Raw genomic sequence first — 19504 nt, 5'->3', positions numbered from 1 at the left:
CACACCCCCGGGATATTTGGGAACGGATGAAGGGGCAGGGGTTTCTCTGCCCCTTTCAAATTCAGGCGCGGCTCTTGCGGGCGTGGAAGATGAAGCCGAGGAAGTTCAAGAGGACCTGCGCGGCGAGGATGGCGGTGGTGCCGTCGCGGTCGTAGTCGGGGGCGACCTCGACGAGGTCGATGCCGACGATGTCGTGGGTGTTGGCGACGTTCTGGAGGATTTCGAGGACTTCGTAATAGAGGAAGCCGCCATGGCTGGGCGTGCCCGTGCCCGGCGCGATGGAAGGGCAGAAGCCGTCGATGTCGATGGTGACATAGACGCGCGCGCCTGCGGGGATGCGGGCGGCGGTGGCGTCGGGGCCGAGCTTGCGGACTTGCCGCACCGACAGGATATCGTCGCCCATGCTGCGCGCGGCGTCGTAGCCTTCCTTGGTGGTGGAGGAGACGTTGCGGATGCCGAGCGCGGTGATGCCGGTGACATAGTCCTTTTCCGCCGCGCGGCGCATAGGGTTGCCGTGGCCGTGACGGACGCCATGGCGGATGTCGACGAAATCGAGATGGGCGTCGATCTGGAGGATGTGGATCGGGCCTTGGTCATCGAAGGCGCGGATGCAGGGGATGTTGATGGAGTGATCGCCGCCGATGGTGACGGGCAGCGCGCCCGCCTTGAGGATGGCGCGGACGCCCTTTTCGATATTGGCGTGGCTGGTTTCGGTATCGGTATGGACGATGTCGGCATCGCCGATATCCACCATGCGGACATCGGGGCCCATATAGGTGACGTCATCCTCGTGGTCATAGGCCCCGGCATGGCCGAAGGAGAAGAGGGTGGAGGCTTCTCGGACGGCGCGGGGTCCGAAGCGGGCGCCGGCGCGGAACTGGGTGCCGAAGTCGAAGGGTGCGCCGAGGATGGCGATATCGGCTTCGATCGCGTCCCAGTCGGCAATGTAGGGGCGTTTGCCGAAAGTGGAGATGCCGACGAAAGGCAGGTTCAGGCGGCCGGTGTCATAGGTGTTCGTCATGGGGGTCAGGCGTCTCCGTCGGGGTCTTGGCTGGGGGTGAAGAGGCCGGGGATCAGTTGGGCGATCCGTTCGGCGGGCGGGGGAAGGGCGTTGCCTGCGGCGCGGGCGAGGATGATGGGTTCGGTGCCCGCATCGGTGATGGGAAGCGAGACGAGGCGCGCGCCGTCATGGCTGCGGCGGCCTGCGGGGCGGGTGTAGCTGAGGCCGATGCCGAAGCCGTTGGCGGCGAAGCTGCGCATGAGGTCGATGGTGGCGGTGCGATGGGCCACGGTGAAGGGCAGGTCGCGGGCCGCGAAGAGGGCGCGCATATGGGCGAGCGAGGGGCCCTGATCGGCGAGGATGAGCGGTTGGCCAGCCAGCGCCGCGAGGGAGATGCCCTTGCGCGACTGCGCCGCGAGCGGGTGGTTGGCGGCGACGACGGCGTGGGGCGCGATCTGTTGCAGGGCGCGGCGGTCGGTGCTGCCGTCAAGCCCGAGGTCCCATGTCAGGGCGAGGTCGATGCGGTCTGCGCGCAGGCCTTCGGCGATGGTTTCGAAGGGGAGGATTTCGGGCGCGATGGCGATGTCGGGCGCGGTGGCGGCGAGCTTGCGCAGGAGCGGGGCGAGATGGGTGGGGGCGAGGTCTTCGAAGCAGGCCAGCCGGACGGGGGCAGCGGGGGTTTCGCCGGACATGAGCCGGGTGAGCGCGTCGAGTTGCGCCTGCGCCTCGGCCAGCCAGCCGCGGCCGAAGCTGGTGGGGGTGATGCGGCCGCCGGGGCGGCGGAGGAAGAGGGGTTGGCCGAGGGCCTGTTCCAGTTGCGCGAGCGCGACGGAAAGGGCGGGCTGCGAGACGTTCAGCGCCTCGGCCGCGGCGGTGACGCCGCCGCAGCGGGCGGTGGCGGTGGCATATTCGATCTGGCGTAGGGTGACGGGGAGCATGGGTCTATGACTGTTATTGCGACATATTATTGGAACCTATGCCCGGCGCGTGCGATTTGTCGACCGGGACGTGATGGAATCCGACAGGGGGCGGTGGCGTGATGGCGAAAGTGACGATTTCGCAGGCGATGGCAGGGGATTATGCGCGCGACGGCGTCGTGCTGGTGAAGGGTCTGTTCGCCGATTGGGTGGAGGAGTTGCGGGCGGGGGTGGAGAAGAACATGGCCGAACCCTCGCCGCAGGTGATGGCAACGTTGAAGCCCGGCGAGAAGGGGCGGTTCTTCGACGACTATTGCAACTGGACGCGCATCCCGGAATTCGAGCGGGCGATCCGCGGGTCGGGCGTGGCGGAGGTGGCGGCGGGGTTGATGGGGTCGGAGCGGGTGCAGCTTTTCCATGACCATGTGCTGGTGAAGGAACCCGGCACGAACAAGCCGACGCCATGGCATACGGACGGGCCCTATTACTTTGTGGAGGGGCGGCAGACGGTTTCCTTCTGGGTGCCGCTGGACCCGGTGAAGGAGGCGTCCTTGCGCTGTGTGGCGGGGAGCCATTTGTGGCCGAAGGACGTGCTGCCGACGCGCTGGATGGCGGAGACGAATTTCTATCCGGGGGACCATGATTACATGCCCGTGCCAGACCCGGAGGCGGAGGGGATGGAGATCCGCGAATGGGAGATGGAGCCGGGCGATGCCGTGGCCTTCCATTACCGCACGTTGCACGGGACGCGGGGCAACACGACGACGGCGCGGCGGCGGGCGTTCAGCCTGCGGCTGGTGGGGGATGACGCGCGCTATGTGGAGCGGCCGGGGCCGACCTCGCCCCCCTTTCCGGGGCATGGGATGCAGGCGGGGCAGCGGTTGCGGGAGGATTGGTTTCCGTTCCTGTGTTGAGGGAGGGGACATACCGGCCGGATGGCGGGGTGAACCCCGCCCTACATGGGCGGCGGGGGGGAACCTGTGATGGCGGGGTGAACCCCGCCCTACGTGGGCGGCGGGCGGTGGCTGCGGTGATCTGGCACGGGGCGCGGGCTTTGCCTGTGCCTTTTGCATTCGCTAGGGTGCATGCGTTCATCCGAAGGATCCGACATGGCCCAGCCTGCCCATCCGCGCCCGAAAGCCTATCCGCCGCCGCAGTTTCCGCCGCGCAGGCCGGGGCGTTTCGATCGTGTGCCGCCCGCCGTCTTTCCGGCGATCCTCGGGCTGTTCGGGCTTGGCCTTGCGCTGCGGCCGGGGCTGGCGGCGGCGGGGCTGCCGGTGGGACTGGCCGATCTGGTGCTGGGAGCGGTGGCGATGCTCTGGGCCTATGCGGTCTTTGCCTATCTGGCGAAGATGGCGCGGCGGCCTTCGGTCATCCTCGACGATCTGAAGGTGCTGCCGGGGCGCACGGGGATTGCGGCGGCGACGGTGGGGGGCATGGCGCTTGCGGCGGCGGTGGCACCGTTTTCGGCAGGGCTGGGCAAGGCGGTGCTTGTGGCGGCCCTGCTGGCGCATGCGGGGGTGACGCTGGTGACCCTGCGCGTGCTGTTGGCGCTGCCGCCGGAGGCGCGGGATGTGAACCCCGGCTGGCATCTGACCTTTGTCGGGTTCATCGTGGGCGGGCTGGCGGCCCCGGTCGTGGGCTGGCCCGATCTGGCGCTTATGCTGGTCATCGGGCCGGGGCTGGCCGCGCTGGCGATCTGGGGGGCGAGCCTGTGGCAGTTGCTCCGCAGGATACCGCCCGCGCCGCTGCGGCCCCTGCTGGCGATCCATCTGGCACCGATGTGCTTTGCCGCGACCATCACGGCGGGGCTGGGGCATGGGACGGTGGCGCAGGTGGCGCTGGCGGGGGCAGTGGCGATCTTTGCGGCGCTGGTGGCGGCGGGGCGGTGGATCACCGTGTCGGGCTTTTCGGCGATGTGGGCGGCCTTCACCTTTCCTCTGACCGCCTTTGCCGGCGCGCTGTTCGCGCTGGGTTGGGATCTGGCAGGGATGGCAGCCCTCGTGCTGGCGCTGGGGATCGTGCCGCCGATCGCCTATCGGGTGATCACGCTTTGGGGCAGTGGGCGGCTGGCGGCGGTGACGAATGCGGCGGAGGTTTGAGGCGGCGGAATTTGACGCAAATTCCGCTTGGGCGCCATCGCGCGGGGACCGATTTCTGTGTCAGAAATCGGCGCGGAAACTGCGTCAGTTTCCGCTTTCGATGAGCTTGACCCAGGCGCGGGCGATGGCGAGGCCGTGGGCATCGGCGGCGGTGCCGCGCTGGGGGGCCTGTTCGGGGTGATGGGTCGAGAGCCAGCCGGGCGCGTTCCGCTCCACCGCCTCTGGAAAGGTGCGGTTCCAGTCGGCGACGACGGCGCGCGAGGCCTCGAAATGGAACTGCATCGCATAGGTCGCGCGGTTCAGGCGGAAGCACTGGTTCTGCGCCACCGATGACCCGGCGAGGCGGGTGACCCCTTCGGGCAGGGTGAAGGTGTCGGAATGCCACTGGAAGATGGGGAAGGTGGCAGGAAGGTGCGACAGCACCGGATCGGCGCGGCCCGCCTCGGTGAGGGTCACGTCGCACCAGCCGAATTCGGGGGCGGTGCCGAGGTGGTTCTCTGCGCCCAGACCACGGGCGAGGAGTTGCGAGCCGAGGCAGATGCCAAGCACCGCCTTGCCCGCCGTGCCTGCGCCGCGCATCAGGTCGGCGAGGGCGGGGAGGTAGGGATGGCTGTGATCGTCGCGGGCGGATTGTTCGCCCCCGAAGACCACCAGCGCGTCGAAGGCATCCGGGTCGGGCAGGCGGTTGTCGGACCACGGCTTGAAGAGGTCGATCTTGGCGGCCTGTTCGTGCAGGGCGATGCCGACCTGACCGTGATGGGTGATCCTTGTATTCTCGACGATGGCGACGCGCATTCTGACCGCTCCTTGGGCTGCGGGCGCAGGATGCACGGGGGCTGGGCGGGTGCAAGGGTGCTTGCGGCGGGATTTGCCCTTGCATCGGCCTGCCTTGCGTGAAAAGGGGAACCGCCAAACGAAGCTTTCCACGGAGACGGTGATGGAGATTCGCGAGGCCCTTACCTTTGATGATGTCCTGCTGGTTCCGGCCGCGTCGAGCGTCTTGCCGAGCGAGGCGGATACCTCGACCTTCGTGACCAAGTCGATCCGGATGAACATCCCGCTTCTGTCCAGCGCGATGGATACGGTGACCGAGGCGCGGATGGCGATTGCCATGGCGCAGGCGGGGGGGATCGGGGTAATCCACCGCAATCTGGACATCGAGCAGCAGGCGACCGAGGTCCGGCGGGTGAAGCGGTTTGAATCGGGCGTGGTCTACAAGCCGATCACCCTGACGCCTGACCAGACGCTGGCGGATGCCAAGGCCCTGATGGAGCGTTACAACATCACCGGTTTCCCGGTCGTGGACGGGCAGGGGCGCGTTCTGGGGATCGTGACGAACCGCGACATGCGCTTTGCCAGCGACGACAAGACGCCGGTTTCGGTGATGATGACGGCGGACAATCTGGCCGTGCTGCGCGAGCCGGTGGACCGGGATCAGGCGATTTCCCTGATGAAGGCGCGGCGGATCGAGAAGCTTCTGGTGACCGACGGGCAGGGGAAGCTGACGGGTCTTCTGACGTTGAAGGACACAGAAAAGGCCGTGCTGAACCCGCAGGCCTGCAAGGACGAGCTGGGGCGGCTGCGGGTGGCGGCGGCCTCGACCGTGGGGGATGCGGGGTTCGAACGGTCGAAGGCGTTGATCGATGCGGGCGTCGACATGGTGGTGATCGACACCGCGCATGGGCATTCCGAAGGGGTGGCCCGCGCGGTGGAGCGGATCAAGACGTTGTCGAACACCGTGCAAGTCGTGGCCGGGAATGTGGCCACGGGCGAGGCGACGCGCGCGCTGATCGGGGCGGGGGCGGATGCGGTGAAGGTGGGGATCGGCCCCGGTTCCATCTGCACGACGCGGATCGTGGCGGGGGTCGGCGTGCCGCAGTTGACGGCGATCATGGATGCGGCGCGGGCGGCGGGCGACGTGCCGGTGATCGCGGATGGCGGGATCAAGTATTCGGGCGATTTCGCCAAGGCGATTGCGGCGGGGGCCTCCTGCGCGATGGTCGGTTCTGCGATTGCCGGGACGGATGAATCGCCGGGCGAGGTGATCCTGTGGCAGGGGCGGAGCTTCAAGGCCTATCGCGGGATGGGGTCCTTGGGCGCGATGGCGCGGGGGTCGGCGGATCGGTATTTCCAGAAGGATGCCGCATCGGACAAGCTGGTGCCGGAAGGGATCGAGGGGCAGGTGCCCTATAAGGGCTCGGCTGCGGCGGTGATCCACCAGATGGTGGGGGGGCTGCGGGCGGCGATGGGCTATACCGGCAATGCGACGGTGGCGGAGATGCGGACGAAGTGCCAGTTCGTGCGGATCACCGGGGCGGGGCTGAAGGAAAGCCATGTCCATGACGTGCAGATCACGCGGGAGAGCCCGAATTACCGGATCGGCTGAGCTTTGGCCTTGCCCGCAGGGGCAAGGCTTTGGCGTGCAACATTAATCCCTTGCAACGGCGCCCTTTCGGGGCGCCGTTTTGTATGCCGCTGGCCGTACCGCAAGTTGTGCATACGCGCGTTGGGTTTGGGCAGCATTAAGGTTGATGCGGGGGAGGAGGCGGGGCTTGGCCGGTTGTCGGGCAAGGTTTGGTTGGGAGGTTGGGGGCACGTCGTGGCGATAGGGGGGCAGGGGCGGTGTGCCGGGGCTGCGGGTTCCTTTTCCTGCCGGGAGGGCGGGAGAGCGGCCGGGTGATGCTGAAGGGTGGGTCTGGTCGAGGTGTTTGGTTCGGGATCGGGGGGAATACGAATTTTCTGCGAAAATTCGCCGGCGCTGTGCGCCGGTTGGGATTTTTCGCAGAAAAATCGTTCGGAGCGGCTGGGGTGGAAGTGCGGGCGAAGGTGGGGTCGGTGGCCCTTCTGTTGGCGCAGTAGCGAGGGCGGTATGTGTGGCGGGGATGGCATTGTGGCAGGTGCGGCGGGCGGGTGAGGGGACGAATTTTCTGCGAAAATTCGCCGGCGCTTTGCGCCGGTTGGGATTTTTCGCAGAAAAATCGTTCGCGATTGGGGGGCCTTGACGGCATGTTCCGGCGGGGAGGCGCGGGTGGGTGGGCTTTGCCGTGGGCGCTGTGTTGCACGGGCAGGCCCCCCCGTGTATCACCCGTGCGGAACATTGCTTTCAGCGGAGGGGCGGGATGCGTCGGGTCGTTGTCACGGGTCTGGGAATGGTCACGCCGCTGGCCTGCGGGGTGGAGGAGACCTGGAGCCGCCTTCTGGCCGGGAAGTCCGGCGCGGGGCCGATCACGCGCTTCGATGCGTCGAATGTCGTCACGCAATATGCCTGCGAGATCCCCTTCGGCGATGGCAGCGACGGCACCTTCAATCCGGATGACTGGATGGAGCCCAAGGACCGCCGCAAGGTGGATGATTTCATCCTTTACGGCATGGCCGCCGCCGAGCAGGCGGTGCGGGATTCGGGCTGGATGCCGGAGGATGAGGAAGGCCGACTGCGGACGGGCGTGATGATCGGGTCGGGGATCGGGGGGCTGACCTCGATTGCGGAAACCGCCGTGCTGATCAAGGAGAAGGGGCCGAAACGGGTTTCGCCCTTCTTCATTCCCGGCGCGCTGATCAACCTCATTTCCGGGCAGGTTTCCATCCGTTTCGGGTTCAAGGGGCCGAACCATGCCGTCGTCACGGCCTGTTCCACCGGGGCGCATGCCATCGGCGATGCGGCGCGGTTGATCCAGTGGGGGGATGCCGATGTGATGGTGGCGGGCGGCGCGGAGAGCCCGATTTCGGAAATCGGGATTGCCGGGTTCAATGCCTGCAAGGCGCTGTCGACCAAGCGGGCGGATGATCCGACCAAGGCGTCGCGTCCCTATGATGCGGATCGCGACGGGTTCGTGATGGGGGAAGGCGCGGGCGTGGTGGTGCTCGAGGAATATGAGCATGCCAAGGCGCGCGGGGCGAAGATCTATGCCGAGGTGCTGGGTTATGGCTTGTCGGGGGACGCCTATCACATCACGGCGCCGTCCGAGGATGGGGATGGTGGCTTCCGGTCCATGTCGGCCGCGTTGAAGCGGGCGGGGATCACGCCTGATCAGGTGGATTACATCAATGCGCATGGCACCAGCACGATGGCGGATACGATCGAGTTGGGCGCGGTGGAGCGGTTGATGGGGGATGCGGCGGCGAAGGCCACCATGTCCTCGACCAAGTCCTCCATCGGGCATCTTCTGGGGGCGGCGGGCGCCGTGGAGGCGATCTTCTGCGTGCTGGCGATCCGCGATCAGGTGGCGCCGCCGACGATCAATCTGGACAATCCGGCGGTGCAGCCGAAACTTGACCTTGCGCCGAACAAGGCGGTGAAGCGGAAGATCGACGTGGCGCTTTCCAATTCCTTCGGCTTTGGCGGGACGAATGCGAGCCTTGTGCTGGGCAAGGTGACCGGCTGATGTGGCGGTCCATCGCCTCGAATGCGCTGACGCTGTTCATCGTGCTGCTGGTGATGGCGGCGGGGCTGCTGGCCTGGGGGCGGGAGCAGTTCGCCGGGCCGGGGCCTTTGGAGCAGGCGATCTGTTTCCGGGTGGAGCGGGGGGATTCGCTTTCGGCGGTCAGCCGCGCGCTGGAGGAGCAGGGGGCGGTGAGTGACGCCCGCATTTTCCGGATCGGGGCGGAGTATTCGGGCAAGGCGGATGCGTTGAAGTTCGGCTCTTACCTCGTGCTGCCGGGGCAGAGCATGGCGCAGGTCTTGGATGTGGTGACGGCGGGCGGGCAATCGACCTGCGGGCGCGAGGTGAATTTCCGGATTTCGGTGGCGAGTGCCGAGGTGGTGCTGCGCGAGCTTGACCCGGCGACGAACCGCTATGTCGAGGTGGTGAAGTTCGACCCGGCGGTGACGGCGGCGCCTGCGGAGTATCTGGAGGTGGCGGAGGCCGATGACATCCGCTGGCGCGTGACGCTGGCCGAGGGGGTGACGAGCTGGCAGGTGGTGGATGCGCTGCGCCGGGCCGAGTTCATGACGGGCGAGATCGCCGAGGTGCCGCCCGAGGGAACCCTTGCGCCGGACAGCTATGAGGTGGAGCGGGGCGCGGATCGCGCGGCGCTGCTGGCGGCGATGGCCGAGAAGCAGGCGGCGACCTTGGCCGAGCTTTGGGCCAGCCGGGCGGAGGGCCTGCCCTATGACACGCCGGAGGAGGCGTTGATCATGGCCTCGATCATCGAGAAGGAGACCAGCGTGCCGGAAGAGCGGCGGCGCGTGTCTTCCGTCTTCGTGAACCGCCTGCAGCAGGGGATGCGGCTGCAGACCGACCCGACAGTGATCTATGGCATCACGCGGGGCGAGGGGGTGCTGGGGCGCGGGCTGCGGCAGAGCGAGTTGCGGCGCGAGACGCCGTGGAACACCTATGTCATCGACGGGTTGCCGCCGACGCCGATCGCCAATCCGGGGCGGTTGTCGATCGAGGCGGCGTTGAATCCGGAGGACAGCGATTTCCTGTATTTCGTGGCGGATGGCACCGGGGGCCATGCCTTCGGGCGGACGCTGGCCGAGCATAACGAGAATGTCGCGCGCTGGCGCGAGATCGAGCGGCAGCGCGGGCAGGAAGGCGAGGGCGGGGTTCAGGACTGATTGACGAAAGGTTAACGGGGCGTGCGCTAACCCATTGATCTGGCGTCGGAATTTCCTTGACTTTGGCGTGCGCCCCGGTCTATGACTTGGGGCATGATGGGACAGGTAGGCAAGCGGCACGGGGGTGACCCCGGGGCCGCTTTTCCTTTTCCGCCGTTCGGGATGACAGGGGGCGGGCCGATTGATGCAGGGTGACGGGAAAGGGGGCGCCGATCCGCGGGGATTGGCGGCGCTGGATCATGCGCGGGTGGTGTTCGACCGGGCGGCGCAGGATCTGGGCGCGGCGCTGGTGCGGCTGCGGGATGGTGGCGGAGACGGGTCGGAGCGGGCGCTGCGCGCCGTGCGCGACCTTCAGGCGGCCTTGGCCGTGTTGCTGGACGAGAGGGTGAAAATTGACAGGCTTCGCAACGAAACGGCCGGAGTTGTGGGAGAGCGGGCTCTCGACCTCGATGCTGCGCGGGTTGAGATCGAGCGCCGTCTGGCTCGCCTCCGCGACGCCGGAGGCGGTGACTGAGTTCCTGTCGGGGTTGAGCGACGGGGCCTTTCTGGCGCTGCCGTGGCTGTTCGAATTCTGGGCGCTGCCGCATCAGATCGCGCCGGACGGGGCGTGGCGGACATGGGTGATCATGGGCGGGCGCGGGGCGGGGAAGACGCGGGCCGGGGCGGAATGGGTGCGCGGGCAGGTGGAGGGCGCGGGGCCCGCCGATCCGGGCCGCGCGCGGCGCGTGGCGCTGGTGGGCGAGACGGTGGATCAGGTGCGGGAGGTGATGGTCTTTGGCGATAGCGGGATATTGGCCTGCGCGCCGCCGGACCGGAGGCCGATCTGGGAGGCGGGGCGGAAGCGGTTGATCTGGCCCAATGGCGCGGTGGCGCAGGTGGTTTCGGCGCATGATCCCGAAAGCCTGCGGGGGCCGCAGTTCGATGCGGCCTGGGCCGACGAGATGGCAAAATGGCCAAAGGCGCAGGAGACGTGGGACATGCTGCAATTCGCATTGCGGCTGGGGCCTCTGCCGCAGGCGGTGGTGACGACGACGCCGCGCAACGTGGGGGTGTTGAAGGCGGTGCTGAAGCATCCGTCGACTGTGGTCAGCCATGCGCCGACGGGGGCGAACCGGGCCAATCTGGCGGCGTCTTTCCTTGCCGAGATGGAGGCGCGCTATGGCGGCACGCGGCGGGGGATGGAGGAGTTGGAGGGGCTGCTGGTCGAGGATGCCGAAGGGGCGCTGTGGTCGCGCGAGATGATCGCGGCGGCGGCGGGCGGGTCGGCGGAGGGATTGTCGCGCGTGGTGGTGGCGGTGGATCCGCCGGCCAGTTCCGGCGCGGGGGCGGATGAATGCGGGATCGTGGTCGTGGGGGCGCGGCTGGAGGGGCCGCCGCAGGACTGGCGGGCGGTCGTTCTGGAGGATGCCTCGGTGCAGGGGCTTGGCGCGGCGGGATGGGCGGCGCGGGCGGTGGAGGTGTTCCGGCGTCATGGGGCCGACCGGATGGTGGCCGAGGCGAATATGGGGGGCGAGCTTGTGGCGGCGGTGATCCGGCAGCAGGACGCGTTCCTTCCGCTGACATTGGTGCATGCGAGCAAGGGCAAGGCCGTGCGGGCGGAGCCTGTGGCGGCGCTGTATGAGCAGGGGCGGGTTGCGCATCTGCCGGGGCTGGCGCGGCTGGAGGCGCAGATGGGGATGATGACGCGGGGCGGTTACGTCGGGCAGGGATCGCCGGACCGGGTGGATGCGCTGGTCTGGGCCTTGACCGAGTTGATGGTGGATCGGGCGGCGGCGTGGCGGCGGCCGCAGGTGCGGACGCTCTGATCTTTTCGCGGTTTCGGGTGGTTTGGCGCGCGGGGGATGACCCTGCGCGGATGAGGGGGCGTGGGATGGTGTTGCGGTTTTTGCGGAAGGCGCCAGAGCCGGTGGTGGAGCGCAAGGCGAGTGCGGCGGGGCGCGTGGCGGTCTGGGGCATGGCGGGGCGCGCGGCATGGTCGGCGAGGGATGCGGGGAGCCTGACGCGGACGGGGTTCATGGGCAACCCCGTGGGGTTCCGGGCGGTGCGGGTGATCGCCGAGGCGGCGGCGGCCTTGCCTTTGGTCGTGCAGGATGCGGCGCGGCGCTATGAGGCGCATCCGATGGGGGTTCTGCTGGCGCGGCCCAATGCGGCGCAGGGGCGGGCGGAATTGCTGGAGGCGATCTACGGGCATCTGCTGCTGTCGGGGAATGCCTATGTGGAGGCGGTGCCGGGCGAGGGGGCCTTGCCTGTGGAATTGCACGTGCTGCGGTCGGACCGGATGGCGGTGGTGCCGGGGGCGGACGGGTGGCCGGTGGCCTTTGACTATACGGTGGGGGGGCGGGTGCATCGCTTTGCCATGGGGGGCGAGGTGCGGCCTGTCTGCCATATCCGCAGTTTCCACCCCCAGGATGACCATTACGGGTTCTCGCCCTTGCAGGCGGCGGCGGTGGCGATCGACGTGCATAACAGCGCAAGCGCGTGGTCGAAGGCACTTTTGGAAAATGCAGCGCGGCCTTCGGGGGCGATCGTCTATCGCGGGGCGGATGGGCAGTCGATGCTGACGCCGGATCAGTATGACCGGCTGGTGGGCGAGATGGAGGCGCATCACACCGGCGCGCGGAATGCGGGGCGGCCGATGCTGCTGGAAGGGGGGTTGGACTGGAAGCCGATGGGGTTTTCGCCCAGCGACATGGAGTTCCAGAAGACCAAGGAGGCGGCGGCGCGGGAGATCGCCACGGCTTTCGGGGTGCCTCCGATGCTGTTGGGGATACCGGGGGATGCGACCTATGCGAATTATGCCGAGGCGAACCGGGCCTTCTATCGTTTGACCGTGCTGCCCTTGGCCGCGCGGGTGATGGCGGCTTTGTCGGAGTGGCTTTCGGGGCATATGGGCGAGGTCGTGGAGATGCGGCCCGATCTGGACCTGATCCCCGCTTTGGCGGGAGAGCGGGATGCCGCTTGGGCGCGGGTGGCGGCGGCGGATTTCCTGACGGCGGCGGAGAAGCGGGCGGCCCTTGGCCTGCCCCCGTTGGTGGAATGAGGGGCGAGGGGGCGGGGTCGCGGTTCCTGTTCGACAGTTTCGATGCGGCGGCGGCGCGGATCGAGGTGGTGGAGCGGGTGAGCGAGGAGCGGTGGGCGGCGCTGGATTACCGGCTGGGCCATATCGAGGCGGCGCTGGAGCGGTTGGAGCGGCGGATCTGGGTGATGGTCTTCGGCGCGGCGGGGTTCCTGCTGGCGCAGGGGGCGGAGGCTTTGGTGGCGGCGGCTTTGGGGAGGTGAGGGGCATGTTGGAGCGGAAATTCGTGCCGTTGGGCGGCGCGCTGGCGGTGCAGGGGGCGATGCTGGAGGGTTATGCCTCGCTGTTTGGGGTGGTGGACCGGGGCGGCGATGTGGTGTTGCCGGGGGCCTACAAGGCGTCGCTGGCGCGGATGGCGGCGGCGGGCGGGCGGGTGCGGATGCTGTGGCAGCATGACCCCGCCCAGCCCATAGGGGTGTGGGACGAGGTGCGCGAGGATGCGCGGGGGTTGTGGGTGAAGGGGCGGCTGCTGACCGATCTGGAGAGGGGGCGGGAAGCGGCGGCCTTGTTGGCGGCGGGGGCCTTGGACGGGCTGTCCATCGGCTATCGCACGGTGCGGGCGGAGCGTGGGCCCAAGGGGCGGCGGCTGCTGGCCGAGGTGGAATTGTGGGAAGTGTCGCTGGTCACCTTTCCGATGTTGCCCGCGGCGCGGGTGGCGGTGAAAGGGGCGGCGGGGGAACTGGCGGCGGCGCTGCGGGCGGCGCGGGCCGGGTTGGCGGCGCGCTAGGCGCCTTTCGGAGGGAAACGGATGGACTGGATGGAGACTGCCGGGGAGGCCCCCGGCGGGGCGGAGGCGGCTATGGAAGTGAAGGCGGCGCTGGCGGATTTCGTGAGCGAAGTCAGGGCCTTTCAGGGCGAGGTGAAGATTTTGGTGAAGGAAGGGCAGGAGCGCGTGGCGATGCTGGAACGGAAGATGGGTGGCTATGGGCGCCCGCCCCTTGCGGCGGCGGCGGAGGTGGGGGTGCCCCATCGCAAGGCCTTTGCGGCCTATCTGCGGACGGGGGATGATGACGGGTTGCGGGGGATCGTGCCGGAGGGCAAGGCGATGACCACCGCCGTTGCGGCGGATGGTGGCTATCTGGTCGATCCGCAGACGGCGGAGGCGGTGAAGTCGGTGCTGGTGTCGACGGCCTCGATCCGCGCCATCGCGCAGGTCGTGCAGGTGGAGGCGGCGAGTTTCGACGTGCTGGTGGACCGGTCCGAGGTCGGGTCGGGCTGGGCCACGGAGACGGGGGCCGCGGCCGAGACGGGGACGCCGGTGCTGGAGCGGGTGTCGATCCCGCTGCACGAGCTTTCGGCCATGCCCAAGGCGAGCCAGCGTCTGCTGGATGACAGCGCCTTCGACGTGGAGGGCTGGCTGGCGGGCAAGATCGCGACGCGGTTCCTGCGGGCGGAATCGGCGGCTTTCGTCAGCGGCGACGGGGTGGACAAGCCGAAGGGCTTTCTGACCGCGCCGAAGGTGGCGAATGCCTCCTGGGCCTGGGGCAGCCTTGGCTATGTGCCGTCGGGGGCGGCGTCGGATTTCGCGGCGGTCCATCCGGCGGATTGCATCATCAACCTCGTCTATGCGCTGGGGGCGGAGTATCGCGCCAATGCGTCCTTCGTGATGAATTCCAAGACGGCGGGCGCGGTGCGGAAGATGAAGGATGCGGATGGGCGCTTCCTGTGGTCTGACGGGCTGGCAGCGGGGGAACCGGCGCGGCTGATGGGCTATGCGGTGCTGATCTGCGAGGACATGCCGGACATCGCGGCGGGGGCGCATGCGATTGCCTTCGGCGATTTCCGCGCGGGCTACACCATCGCGGAGCGGCCCGACCTGCGCATCCTGCGCGATCCGTTCAGCGCCAAGCCGCATGTGCTGTTCTATGCGTCCAAGCGCGTGGGGGGCGATGTGACGGATTACGCGGCGATCAAGCTTTTGCGGTTTGCGGTGTCGTGAGTGAGGCAGGGCCGGGGCCGGAAGGTCCCGGCCCCTTGGTGCAGGTGGGGTGATGTGATGGTGCTGGAAGAGACGGGGGCGGTGCCGGGCGCGGCGCTGGCGGTGGCGGCGCTGGCCGACCATCTGCGGTTGGGGACGGCCTTTCAGGGCGATGCCCTGCAGGCGGGGCTGCTGGAAAGCCAGTTGCGCGCGGCCTTGGCGGTGATCGAGGGGCGGACGGCAAAGGCATTGTTGGCACGGGGGTTCCGGCTGGGGCTGACCTGCTGGCGCGGGGCGGGGGCGCAGGCTTTGCCGGTGGCGCCTGTCGCCGCGGTGGAGGAGGTGGCGCTGGTGGATGCGGCTGGGGGGCGGGTGGTGCTGGAGCCTGCGCGGTTCCGGCTGGAGCGGGATGCGCATCGGCCAAGGCTGGTGGCGGTGTCCGGCGCGCTGCCGGTGATCCCTGCCGGGGGGCGGGTGGAGGTGTCCTTTACCGCCGGTTTCGGGGCGGCATGGGCCGATGTTCCGGCGGATTTGCGGCAGGCGGTGCTGCTGCTGGCGGCGCAGTATTATGAGACGCGGCATGATGCGGGGGATGGGGTGGCGGGGCTGCCCCATGCGGTGCAGGCCCTGATCGAGCGGTGGCGGACGGTGCGCATCCTTGGCGGGGGTATGGCGGGATGAGGGGGGTGCGGTTGGCGCGGCCCCTGATCCTTGAAGCGGCGCAGCGCGCGGGTGACGGCGCGGGGGGCTTTGCCGAGACGTGGCAGGCGCTGGGGACGGTCTGGGCGGAAGTGCGGCCGGGTTCCGGGCGCGCGGGAGAGGCGCTGGGGGTGGCGGTGCCGGTGCAGCCTTTGCGGATCACCGTGCGGGGGTTGCCGCAAGGGCATGGGCTGCGGCCCGTGCCGGGGATGCGGTTCCGGGATGGCGCGCGGCTGTTCCATCTGCTGGCGGTGACCGAGGCGGATGCGGCGGGGCGGTATCTGATCTGCGCGGCGGAGGAGGTTTCGGGATGAGTTACGCTTTGGCAGGTGCCGTGCAGGCGGCGGTGCATGCGGCGCTGACGGCGCATCCTGACCTTGCGGGGGTGGCGGTGCTTGATGCCGTGCCGCCGGGGGCGGCGTCGGGGACCTTCGTCCTGATCGGGGCGGAGGAGGCGCGCGATGCCTCGGACGCCACGGGCGCGGGGGCGGAGCATCGGGTGGAGGTTTCCGTGCGTTCGGATGCGGCGGGTTTCCTTGCCGCGAAAGGGGCGGCGGCGGCGGTCTGCGACGCGATGGAGGGGGTGGCGCTGGCCGCGCCTGCGCGGGTCGTGGAGGTGTGGTTTCTGAAGGCGAAGGCGGTGCGGTCGGAGGATGGCAGCGAGCGGCGGGTCGATCTGACCTTCCGGCTGCGGGTAGAGGTGTGAGGAGCGAGTGATGGCGGTGCAGAGCGGCAAGGACCTTCTGTTGAAGGTGGACCTGACGGGGGACGGGCAGTTCGAGACGGTGGCGGGCCTGCGCGCCACGCGGATCAGTTTCAACGCCGAGACGGTGGATGTGACCAGCCTTGAAAGCGCGGGGGGCTGGCGCGAGTTGCTGGCGGGCGCGGGCGTGCGGTCGGCACAGGTGAGCGGGGCAGGTGTGTTCCGCGATGCGGGCACGGATGAGCGGGCAAGGCAGATCTTCTTTGACGGGGAGATGCCCGCCTTTCAGGTGATCATCCCGGATTTCGGGGTGGTGGAGGGGCCGTTCCAGATCACCGCGATCGAATATGCCGGCAGTTTCAACGGCGAGGCGACCTATGAGCTGACGCTGGCCTCGGCGGGGGCCTTGGCCTTTACGGCGCTGTGATGGCCAATCCTTTTGCCGGGGAGGTGGAGGTCGTTCTGGACGGGCGGCCGCATGTGGCGAAGCTGACGCTGGGCGCGCTGGCCGAGTTGGAGGCGGGGCTTGGTGAGGGGTCGCTGGTCGATCTGGTGGCACGGTTCGAGGCGGGGCGGTTTTCCACGCGGGATGTGCTGGCGCTGCTGGTCGCGGGGCTGCGTGGCGGCGGCTGGCGCGGGACGGCGGCGGATCTTCTGACGGTGGAGATCGGCGGCGGGCCGGTGGGCGCGGCGCGGGCGGCGGCGGAGGTGCTGGCGCGGGCCTTCGCGGTGCCGGGGGAGCGCGGATGATCGACTGGCCGGGATTGATGCGGGCGGGGATCGCGGGGTTGCGCCTGCGGCCTGCGGAGTTCTGGGCGCTGACGCCCGCGGAATTGCGGGTGATGCTGGGGGTGGGGGCGGCGGTGCCGCCCCTGTCGCGCGCGCGGCTGGAGGAACTGGCGGCGGCGTTTCCGGATGGGGAGGGCGGGCATGGAGCGGGACGATCTGGGGGCGCTTGAGGCGCGGCTGGAGGGCGTGGTGCCCATGACGGCGGCCTTCGAGGCGGAACTGGCGCGGCTGGGCCAGACGATGCTGTTCACGGGGCGCGAGGTGGGGACGCTGTCCACCGCCTTTGGCAGCGGGCTGCGGCGGGCCTTCGATGGCGTGGTCTTTGACGGGATGCGGCTTTCGGATGCGCTGAAGAGCGTGGCGGCGGGGATGGCGGCGTCGGTCTATTCGGTGGCGATGCGCCCGGTGCAGAACGCGCTTGGCGGGGCATTGGCGGAGGGGATGAACGCGCTGTTCGGCGGCGCGCTGGCCTTTGCCAAGGGCGGGGCTTTCGCGCAGGGGCGGGTGATGCCCTTTGCGCAGGGGGGCGTGGTGACTTCGCCAACGCTGTTTCCGATGCGGGGCGGTTTGGGGTTGATGGGCGAGGCGGGGGCGGAGGCGATTTTGCCGCTGGCGCGCGGCGCGGATGGGCGGTTGGGCGTGCAGGCGGGCGGTGGCGGCGGGCGGCCCGTGACGGTGGTGATGAACATCACGACGCCGGATGTGGCGGGGTTCCAGCGCAGCCAGAGCCAGATCGCGGCGCAGGCGGCGCGGGCGCTGTCGCGCGGGCAGCGGAACAGGTGAGGGTGCGATGGGTTTCCATGAGGTGAGGTTTCCGGCCAATCTGAGTTTCGGATCGACCGGGGGGCCGGAGCGGCGGACCGAGATCGTGACGCTGGCCAACGGGTTCGAGGAGCGCAACACGCCATGGGCGCAGTCGCGACGGCGCTATGACGCGGGGTTGGGTCTGCGGTCGCTGGACGACGTGGCGGCGCTGATCGCCTTCTTCGAGGCGCGGCGGGGGCAGTTGTGGGGGTTCCGCTGGAAGGACTGGGCGGATTTCAAGTCGTGCAAGCCTTCGGGGACGGTATCGGCGCTGGATCAGGTGATCGGGACGGGGGACGGGGTGGAGACGGTGTTCCGTCTGGCCAAGACCTATGATCCGGGCGGGATGGCGTTTCGGCGCCCGATCCTGAAACCGGTGGTGGGGACGGTGGTTCTGGCGCTGGCCGGTGATCCGGTGGTGGAGACGGTGGATTACACGCTGGATGCGGCGACGGGCGAGGTGCGCTTCGTGCTGGCGCCGGATGTGGGGGTTGCGGTGACGGCTGGGTTCGAGTTCGACGTGCCGGTGCGGTTCGACACGGACCGCATCGCGGTGTCGGTCGCGTCCTTTCAGGCGGGGGAGGTGCCGTTGGTGCCGGTGGTGGAGGTGCGGCTGTGAGCGTGGTTTCGGGCGATCTGGCGGCGCATCTGGCGGGCGGGGTGACGACGACCTGCCAGTGCTGGGCGGTGGAGCGGCGGGACGGGGTGGTGATGGGGTTCACCGACCATGACCGCGATCTGGCTTTCGAGGGGGTGACCTTCCGCGCGGGGACGGGGCTGACGGCGGGGGCGCTGCAACAGGTGGCGGGGCTGGCGGTGGACAATGCCGAGGTGGTGGGGGCGCTGTCGGATGCGGGCATCCGGGAGGAGGACCTGCGCGCGGGGCGGTTCGACGGGGCGGGCGTGCGGCAATGGCTGGTGAACTGGCAGGAGGTGGGGCAGCGGACGCTGTGCTTTGCCGGGACGCTGGGCGAGGTGGTGCAGGCGGGGGCGGAGTTCCGGGTGGAGTTGCGGGGCCTGTCGGAGGCGATGAACCGGACGGTGGGGCGGGTGATCCAGTCGGGCTGCGATGCGGTGCTGGGCGACCGGCGCTGCGGCGTCGTTCTTGGGGCGGAGGCGTTTTCCGGGAGTTTTCCGCTGTTGGCGGTGCGGGAGCGGCGGGTGCTGGTGCTGCCGTTGGAAGCGGGGTTCGAGGGCGGATGGTTCGAGGGCGGGCGCTGCCAGTTCATGGACGGCCCGGCGGCGGGTCTGGGCGGGACGGTGAAGCGCGACGGCTGGGAGGCGGGGGCGCGGCTGGTGGAATTGTGGGAGGAGCCCGGCGTGATGCCTGCGCCGGGGGATGTGGTGCGGCTTTCGGCGGGTTGCGACAGGCGGGCGGTAACGTGTCGGGAGAAGTTTCAGAATTTCAGTAACTTCCGCGGTTTTCCGCATGTGCCGAGCGAGGATTGGATCACGGCGATGCCGTCGCGGTCCGTGGCGGCGGGATCGTGACGGGCGCGGTCGCGGCACGGGTGGTGCAGGCGGCACGGGGCTGGATCGGGACGCCCTATCTGCATCAGGCGAGTTGCCGGGGGGCGGGGACCGATTGCCTTGGCCTGTTGCGCGGGGTCTGGCGCGAGGTGATCGGCGCGGAACCCGAAACGGTGCCGCCCTATACCGCCGACTGGGCCGAAGCGGGGCGGCGCGAGGTGCTGCGCGCGGCGGCGGAGCGGTGGCTGCTGCCGGTTGCAGCGGGGGCGGAGGGGCCGGGGCAGGTGCTGCTGTTCCGGCTGCGCGAGGATGCGGTGGCCAAGCATCTGGGCCTTTCGGCCATGGCGGGGGATGGGGGCGCGAGCTTCATCCACGCCTATTCGGGGCATGGGGTGGTGGAAAGCCCCCTCTCGGCCCCTTGGGCGCGCCGGATCGTGGCGCGTTTTGCCTTTCCTGAGCGGAGTTGAGC

24 protein-coding genes are annotated in these 19504 nt (G+C 69.2%); 21 read left to right on the top strand and 3 right to left on the bottom strand.

Annotation, left to right across the window (positions count from 1 at the left end; all coding sequences use genetic code 11):
* Positions 1–61: 61 nt before the first annotated feature.
* Together speB and TabM4_RS10125 are read right to left on the bottom strand one after the other, a co-directional pair.
* Positions 62–1021 carry an agmatinase gene (gene speB / locus TabM4_RS10130; protein ID WP_434611930.1) on the bottom strand — a complete coding sequence of 320 codons (960 nt, stop codon included), beginning with the start codon at positions 1019–1021 and terminating at the stop codon, positions 62–64.
* Between the two features lie 5 nt (positions 1022–1026).
* Positions 1027–1938 carry a LysR family transcriptional regulator gene (locus TabM4_RS10125; RefSeq protein WP_434611928.1) on the bottom strand — a complete coding sequence of 304 codons (912 nt, stop codon included), beginning with the start codon at positions 1936–1938 and terminating at the stop codon, positions 1027–1029.
* Positions 1939–2039: 101 nt separating this feature from the next.
* Between TabM4_RS10125 and TabM4_RS10120 the strand changes: the two genes are divergently transcribed.
* Together TabM4_RS10120 and TabM4_RS10115 are read left to right on the top strand one after the other, a co-directional pair.
* Complete coding sequence (locus TabM4_RS10120) at positions 2040–2831, top strand: phytanoyl-CoA dioxygenase family protein (RefSeq protein WP_434611927.1); 792 nt, start codon at positions 2040–2042, stop codon at positions 2829–2831.
* A gap of 195 nt (positions 2832–3026) precedes the next feature.
* Complete coding sequence (locus TabM4_RS10115; RefSeq protein ID WP_434611926.1) at positions 3027–4019, top strand: tellurium resistance protein; 993 nt, start codon at positions 3027–3029, stop codon at positions 4017–4019.
* Positions 4020–4103: 84 nt separating this feature from the next.
* Here TabM4_RS10115 and TabM4_RS10110 read toward each other — a convergent pair whose 3' ends face one another.
* Positions 4104–4814, bottom strand: coding sequence for a type 1 glutamine amidotransferase (locus tag TabM4_RS10110; protein ID WP_434611924.1), 711 nt, complete (start codon positions 4812–4814; stop codon positions 4104–4106).
* A gap of 142 nt (positions 4815–4956) precedes the next feature.
* Here TabM4_RS10110 and guaB point away from each other — a divergent pair, with 142 nt between their 5' ends.
* The 19 genes from guaB to TabM4_RS10015 all read left to right on the top strand — a co-directional run bounded on the left by guaB (position 4957) and on the right by TabM4_RS10015 (position 19502).
* Positions 4957–6405, top strand: coding sequence for an IMP dehydrogenase (guaB, locus tag TabM4_RS10105; protein WP_434611923.1), 1449 nt, complete (start codon positions 4957–4959; stop codon positions 6403–6405).
* Positions 6406–7138: 733 nt separating this feature from the next.
* A complete protein-coding gene (gene fabF / locus TabM4_RS10100; protein WP_434611921.1) occupies positions 7139–8401 on the top strand; it encodes a beta-ketoacyl-ACP synthase II in 1263 nt (420 codons plus the stop codon).
* Entirely contained in the window at positions 8401–9576 is a 1176-nt protein-coding gene (mltG, locus tag TabM4_RS10095) for an endolytic transglycosylase MltG (RefSeq protein WP_434611920.1), read from the top strand. The genes fabF and mltG overlap by 1 nt, the downstream gene beginning before the upstream one ends.
* Before the next feature lie 184 nt (positions 9577–9760).
* Positions 9761–10090, top strand: a complete 330-nt coding sequence (locus tag TabM4_RS10090; RefSeq protein ID WP_434611919.1) for a hypothetical protein — start codon at positions 9761–9763, stop codon at positions 10088–10090.
* Positions 10026–11381, top strand: coding sequence for a DNA-packaging protein (locus TabM4_RS10085; protein ID WP_434611917.1), 1356 nt, complete (start codon positions 10026–10028; stop codon positions 11379–11381). Before TabM4_RS10090 ends, TabM4_RS10085 begins: the two co-directional genes overlap by 65 nt.
* Positions 11382–11446: 65 nt before the next feature.
* A complete protein-coding gene (locus TabM4_RS10080; RefSeq protein WP_434611916.1) occupies positions 11447–12616 on the top strand; it encodes a phage portal protein in 1170 nt (389 codons plus the stop codon).
* Positions 12613–12855 carry a GTA head formation protein, RCAP_rcc01685 family gene (locus tag TabM4_RS10075; protein ID WP_434611914.1) on the top strand — a complete coding sequence of 81 codons (243 nt, stop codon included), beginning with the start codon at positions 12613–12615 and terminating at the stop codon, positions 12853–12855. Before TabM4_RS10080 ends, TabM4_RS10075 begins: the two co-directional genes overlap by 4 nt.
* Positions 12856–12860: 5 nt before the next feature.
* A complete protein-coding gene (locus TabM4_RS10070) occupies positions 12861–13379 on the top strand; it encodes an HK97 family phage prohead protease (protein ID WP_434611913.1) in 519 nt (172 codons plus the stop codon).
* A 30-nt stretch (positions 13380–13409) separates the two neighbouring features.
* Positions 13410–14591 (top strand): phage major capsid protein, encoded by a 1182-nt coding sequence (locus TabM4_RS10065; protein ID WP_434611912.1) that lies wholly within the window; start codon positions 13410–13412, stop codon positions 14589–14591.
* A 57-nt stretch (positions 14592–14648) separates the two neighbouring features.
* On the top strand, positions 14649–15251 hold the full coding sequence (locus TabM4_RS10060; protein WP_434622020.1) for a head-tail connector protein: 603 nt from the start codon (positions 14649–14651) through the stop codon (positions 15249–15251).
* The gene (locus TabM4_RS10055; RefSeq protein ID WP_434611910.1) at positions 15248–15583 is read left to right on the top strand and encodes a head-tail adaptor protein; all 336 of its coding nucleotides are present in this window, start codon (positions 15248–15250) and stop codon (positions 15581–15583) included. The genes TabM4_RS10060 and TabM4_RS10055 overlap by 4 nt, the downstream gene beginning before the upstream one ends.
* Positions 15580–15975, top strand: coding sequence for a DUF3168 domain-containing protein (locus tag TabM4_RS10050; protein WP_434611908.1), 396 nt, complete (start codon positions 15580–15582; stop codon positions 15973–15975). The genes TabM4_RS10055 and TabM4_RS10050 overlap by 4 nt, the downstream gene beginning before the upstream one ends.
* Positions 15976–15985: 10 nt before the next feature.
* Positions 15986–16399: a phage major tail protein, TP901-1 family gene (locus TabM4_RS10045; protein WP_434611907.1), complete on the top strand. Its 414-nt coding sequence runs from the start codon at positions 15986–15988 to the stop codon at positions 16397–16399.
* Positions 16399–16722, top strand: a complete 324-nt coding sequence (locus TabM4_RS10040) for a gene transfer agent family protein (protein WP_434611905.1) — start codon at positions 16399–16401, stop codon at positions 16720–16722. The genes TabM4_RS10045 and TabM4_RS10040 overlap by 1 nt, the downstream gene beginning before the upstream one ends.
* Positions 16719–16931 (top strand): rcc01693 family protein, encoded by a 213-nt coding sequence (locus TabM4_RS10035; protein WP_434611903.1) that lies wholly within the window; start codon positions 16719–16721, stop codon positions 16929–16931. Before TabM4_RS10040 ends, TabM4_RS10035 begins: the two co-directional genes overlap by 4 nt.
* The gene (locus tag TabM4_RS10030; RefSeq protein ID WP_434611902.1) at positions 16903–17544 is read left to right on the top strand and encodes a phage tail tape measure protein; all 642 of its coding nucleotides are present in this window, start codon (positions 16903–16905) and stop codon (positions 17542–17544) included. The genes TabM4_RS10035 and TabM4_RS10030 overlap by 29 nt, the downstream gene beginning before the upstream one ends.
* Before the next feature lie 7 nt (positions 17545–17551).
* Complete coding sequence (locus TabM4_RS10025; RefSeq protein ID WP_434611901.1) at positions 17552–18184, top strand: phage distal tail protein, Rcc01695 family; 633 nt, start codon at positions 17552–17554, stop codon at positions 18182–18184.
* Positions 18181–19056 (top strand): DUF2163 domain-containing protein, encoded by an 876-nt coding sequence (locus tag TabM4_RS10020; RefSeq protein ID WP_434611899.1) that lies wholly within the window; start codon positions 18181–18183, stop codon positions 19054–19056. Before TabM4_RS10025 ends, TabM4_RS10020 begins: the two co-directional genes overlap by 4 nt.
* On the top strand, positions 19053–19502 hold the full coding sequence (locus TabM4_RS10015; RefSeq protein WP_434622018.1) for a peptidase: 450 nt from the start codon (positions 19053–19055) through the stop codon (positions 19500–19502). Before TabM4_RS10020 ends, TabM4_RS10015 begins: the two co-directional genes overlap by 4 nt.
* The last annotated feature ends 2 nt before the right edge of the window (positions 19503–19504 follow it).

Source organism: Tabrizicola sp. M-4, assembly GCF_051132405.1.
Taxonomy (GTDB): domain Bacteria; phylum Pseudomonadota; class Alphaproteobacteria; order Rhodobacterales; family Rhodobacteraceae; genus Paragemmobacter.
Note: the sequence above shows the minus strand (reverse complement) of the source record. Positions and strands in the feature narration are given on the sequence as shown.

What these genes read in the sequence shown, in the direction of transcription:
- speB (WP_434611930.1), bottom strand. Translation starts at nt 1,021, where the DNA reads ATGACGAACACCTATGACACCGGCCGCCTGAACCTGCCTTTCGTCGGC.
- TabM4_RS10125 (WP_434611928.1), bottom strand. Translation starts at nt 1,938, where the DNA reads ATGCTCCCCGTCACCCTACGCCAGATCGAATATGCCACCGCCACCGCC.
- TabM4_RS10120 (WP_434611927.1), top strand. Translation starts at nt 2,040, where the DNA reads ATGGCGAAAGTGACGATTTCGCAGGCGATGGCAGGGGATTATGCGCGC.
- TabM4_RS10115 (WP_434611926.1), top strand. Translation starts at nt 3,027, where the DNA reads ATGGCCCAGCCTGCCCATCCGCGCCCGAAAGCCTATCCGCCGCCGCAG.
- TabM4_RS10110 (WP_434611924.1), bottom strand. Translation starts at nt 4,814, where the DNA reads ATGCGCGTCGCCATCGTCGAGAATACAAGGATCACCCATCACGGTCAG.
- guaB (WP_434611923.1), top strand. Translation starts at nt 4,957, where the DNA reads ATGGAGATTCGCGAGGCCCTTACCTTTGATGATGTCCTGCTGGTTCCG.
- fabF (WP_434611921.1), top strand. Translation starts at nt 7,139, where the DNA reads ATGCGTCGGGTCGTTGTCACGGGTCTGGGAATGGTCACGCCGCTGGCC.
- mltG (WP_434611920.1), top strand. Translation starts at nt 8,401, where the DNA reads ATGTGGCGGTCCATCGCCTCGAATGCGCTGACGCTGTTCATCGTGCTG.
- TabM4_RS10090 (WP_434611919.1), top strand. Translation starts at nt 9,761, where the DNA reads ATGCAGGGTGACGGGAAAGGGGGCGCCGATCCGCGGGGATTGGCGGCG.
- TabM4_RS10085 (WP_434611917.1), top strand. Translation starts at nt 10,026, where the DNA reads ATGCTGCGCGGGTTGAGATCGAGCGCCGTCTGGCTCGCCTCCGCGACG.
- TabM4_RS10080 (WP_434611916.1), top strand. Translation starts at nt 11,447, where the DNA reads ATGGTGTTGCGGTTTTTGCGGAAGGCGCCAGAGCCGGTGGTGGAGCGC.
- TabM4_RS10075 (WP_434611914.1), top strand. Translation starts at nt 12,613, where the DNA reads ATGAGGGGCGAGGGGGCGGGGTCGCGGTTCCTGTTCGACAGTTTCGAT.
- TabM4_RS10070 (WP_434611913.1), top strand. Translation starts at nt 12,861, where the DNA reads ATGTTGGAGCGGAAATTCGTGCCGTTGGGCGGCGCGCTGGCGGTGCAG.
- TabM4_RS10065 (WP_434611912.1), top strand. Translation starts at nt 13,410, where the DNA reads ATGGAGACTGCCGGGGAGGCCCCCGGCGGGGCGGAGGCGGCTATGGAA.
- TabM4_RS10060 (WP_434622020.1), top strand. Translation starts at nt 14,649, where the DNA reads ATGGTGCTGGAAGAGACGGGGGCGGTGCCGGGCGCGGCGCTGGCGGTG.
- TabM4_RS10055 (WP_434611910.1), top strand. Translation starts at nt 15,248, where the DNA reads ATGAGGGGGGTGCGGTTGGCGCGGCCCCTGATCCTTGAAGCGGCGCAG.
- TabM4_RS10050 (WP_434611908.1), top strand. Translation starts at nt 15,580, where the DNA reads ATGAGTTACGCTTTGGCAGGTGCCGTGCAGGCGGCGGTGCATGCGGCG.
- TabM4_RS10045 (WP_434611907.1), top strand. Translation starts at nt 15,986, where the DNA reads ATGGCGGTGCAGAGCGGCAAGGACCTTCTGTTGAAGGTGGACCTGACG.
- TabM4_RS10040 (WP_434611905.1), top strand. Translation starts at nt 16,399, where the DNA reads ATGGCCAATCCTTTTGCCGGGGAGGTGGAGGTCGTTCTGGACGGGCGG.
- TabM4_RS10035 (WP_434611903.1), top strand. Translation starts at nt 16,719, where the DNA reads ATGATCGACTGGCCGGGATTGATGCGGGCGGGGATCGCGGGGTTGCGC.
- TabM4_RS10030 (WP_434611902.1), top strand. Translation starts at nt 16,903, where the DNA reads ATGGAGCGGGACGATCTGGGGGCGCTTGAGGCGCGGCTGGAGGGCGTG.
- TabM4_RS10025 (WP_434611901.1), top strand. Translation starts at nt 17,552, where the DNA reads ATGGGTTTCCATGAGGTGAGGTTTCCGGCCAATCTGAGTTTCGGATCG.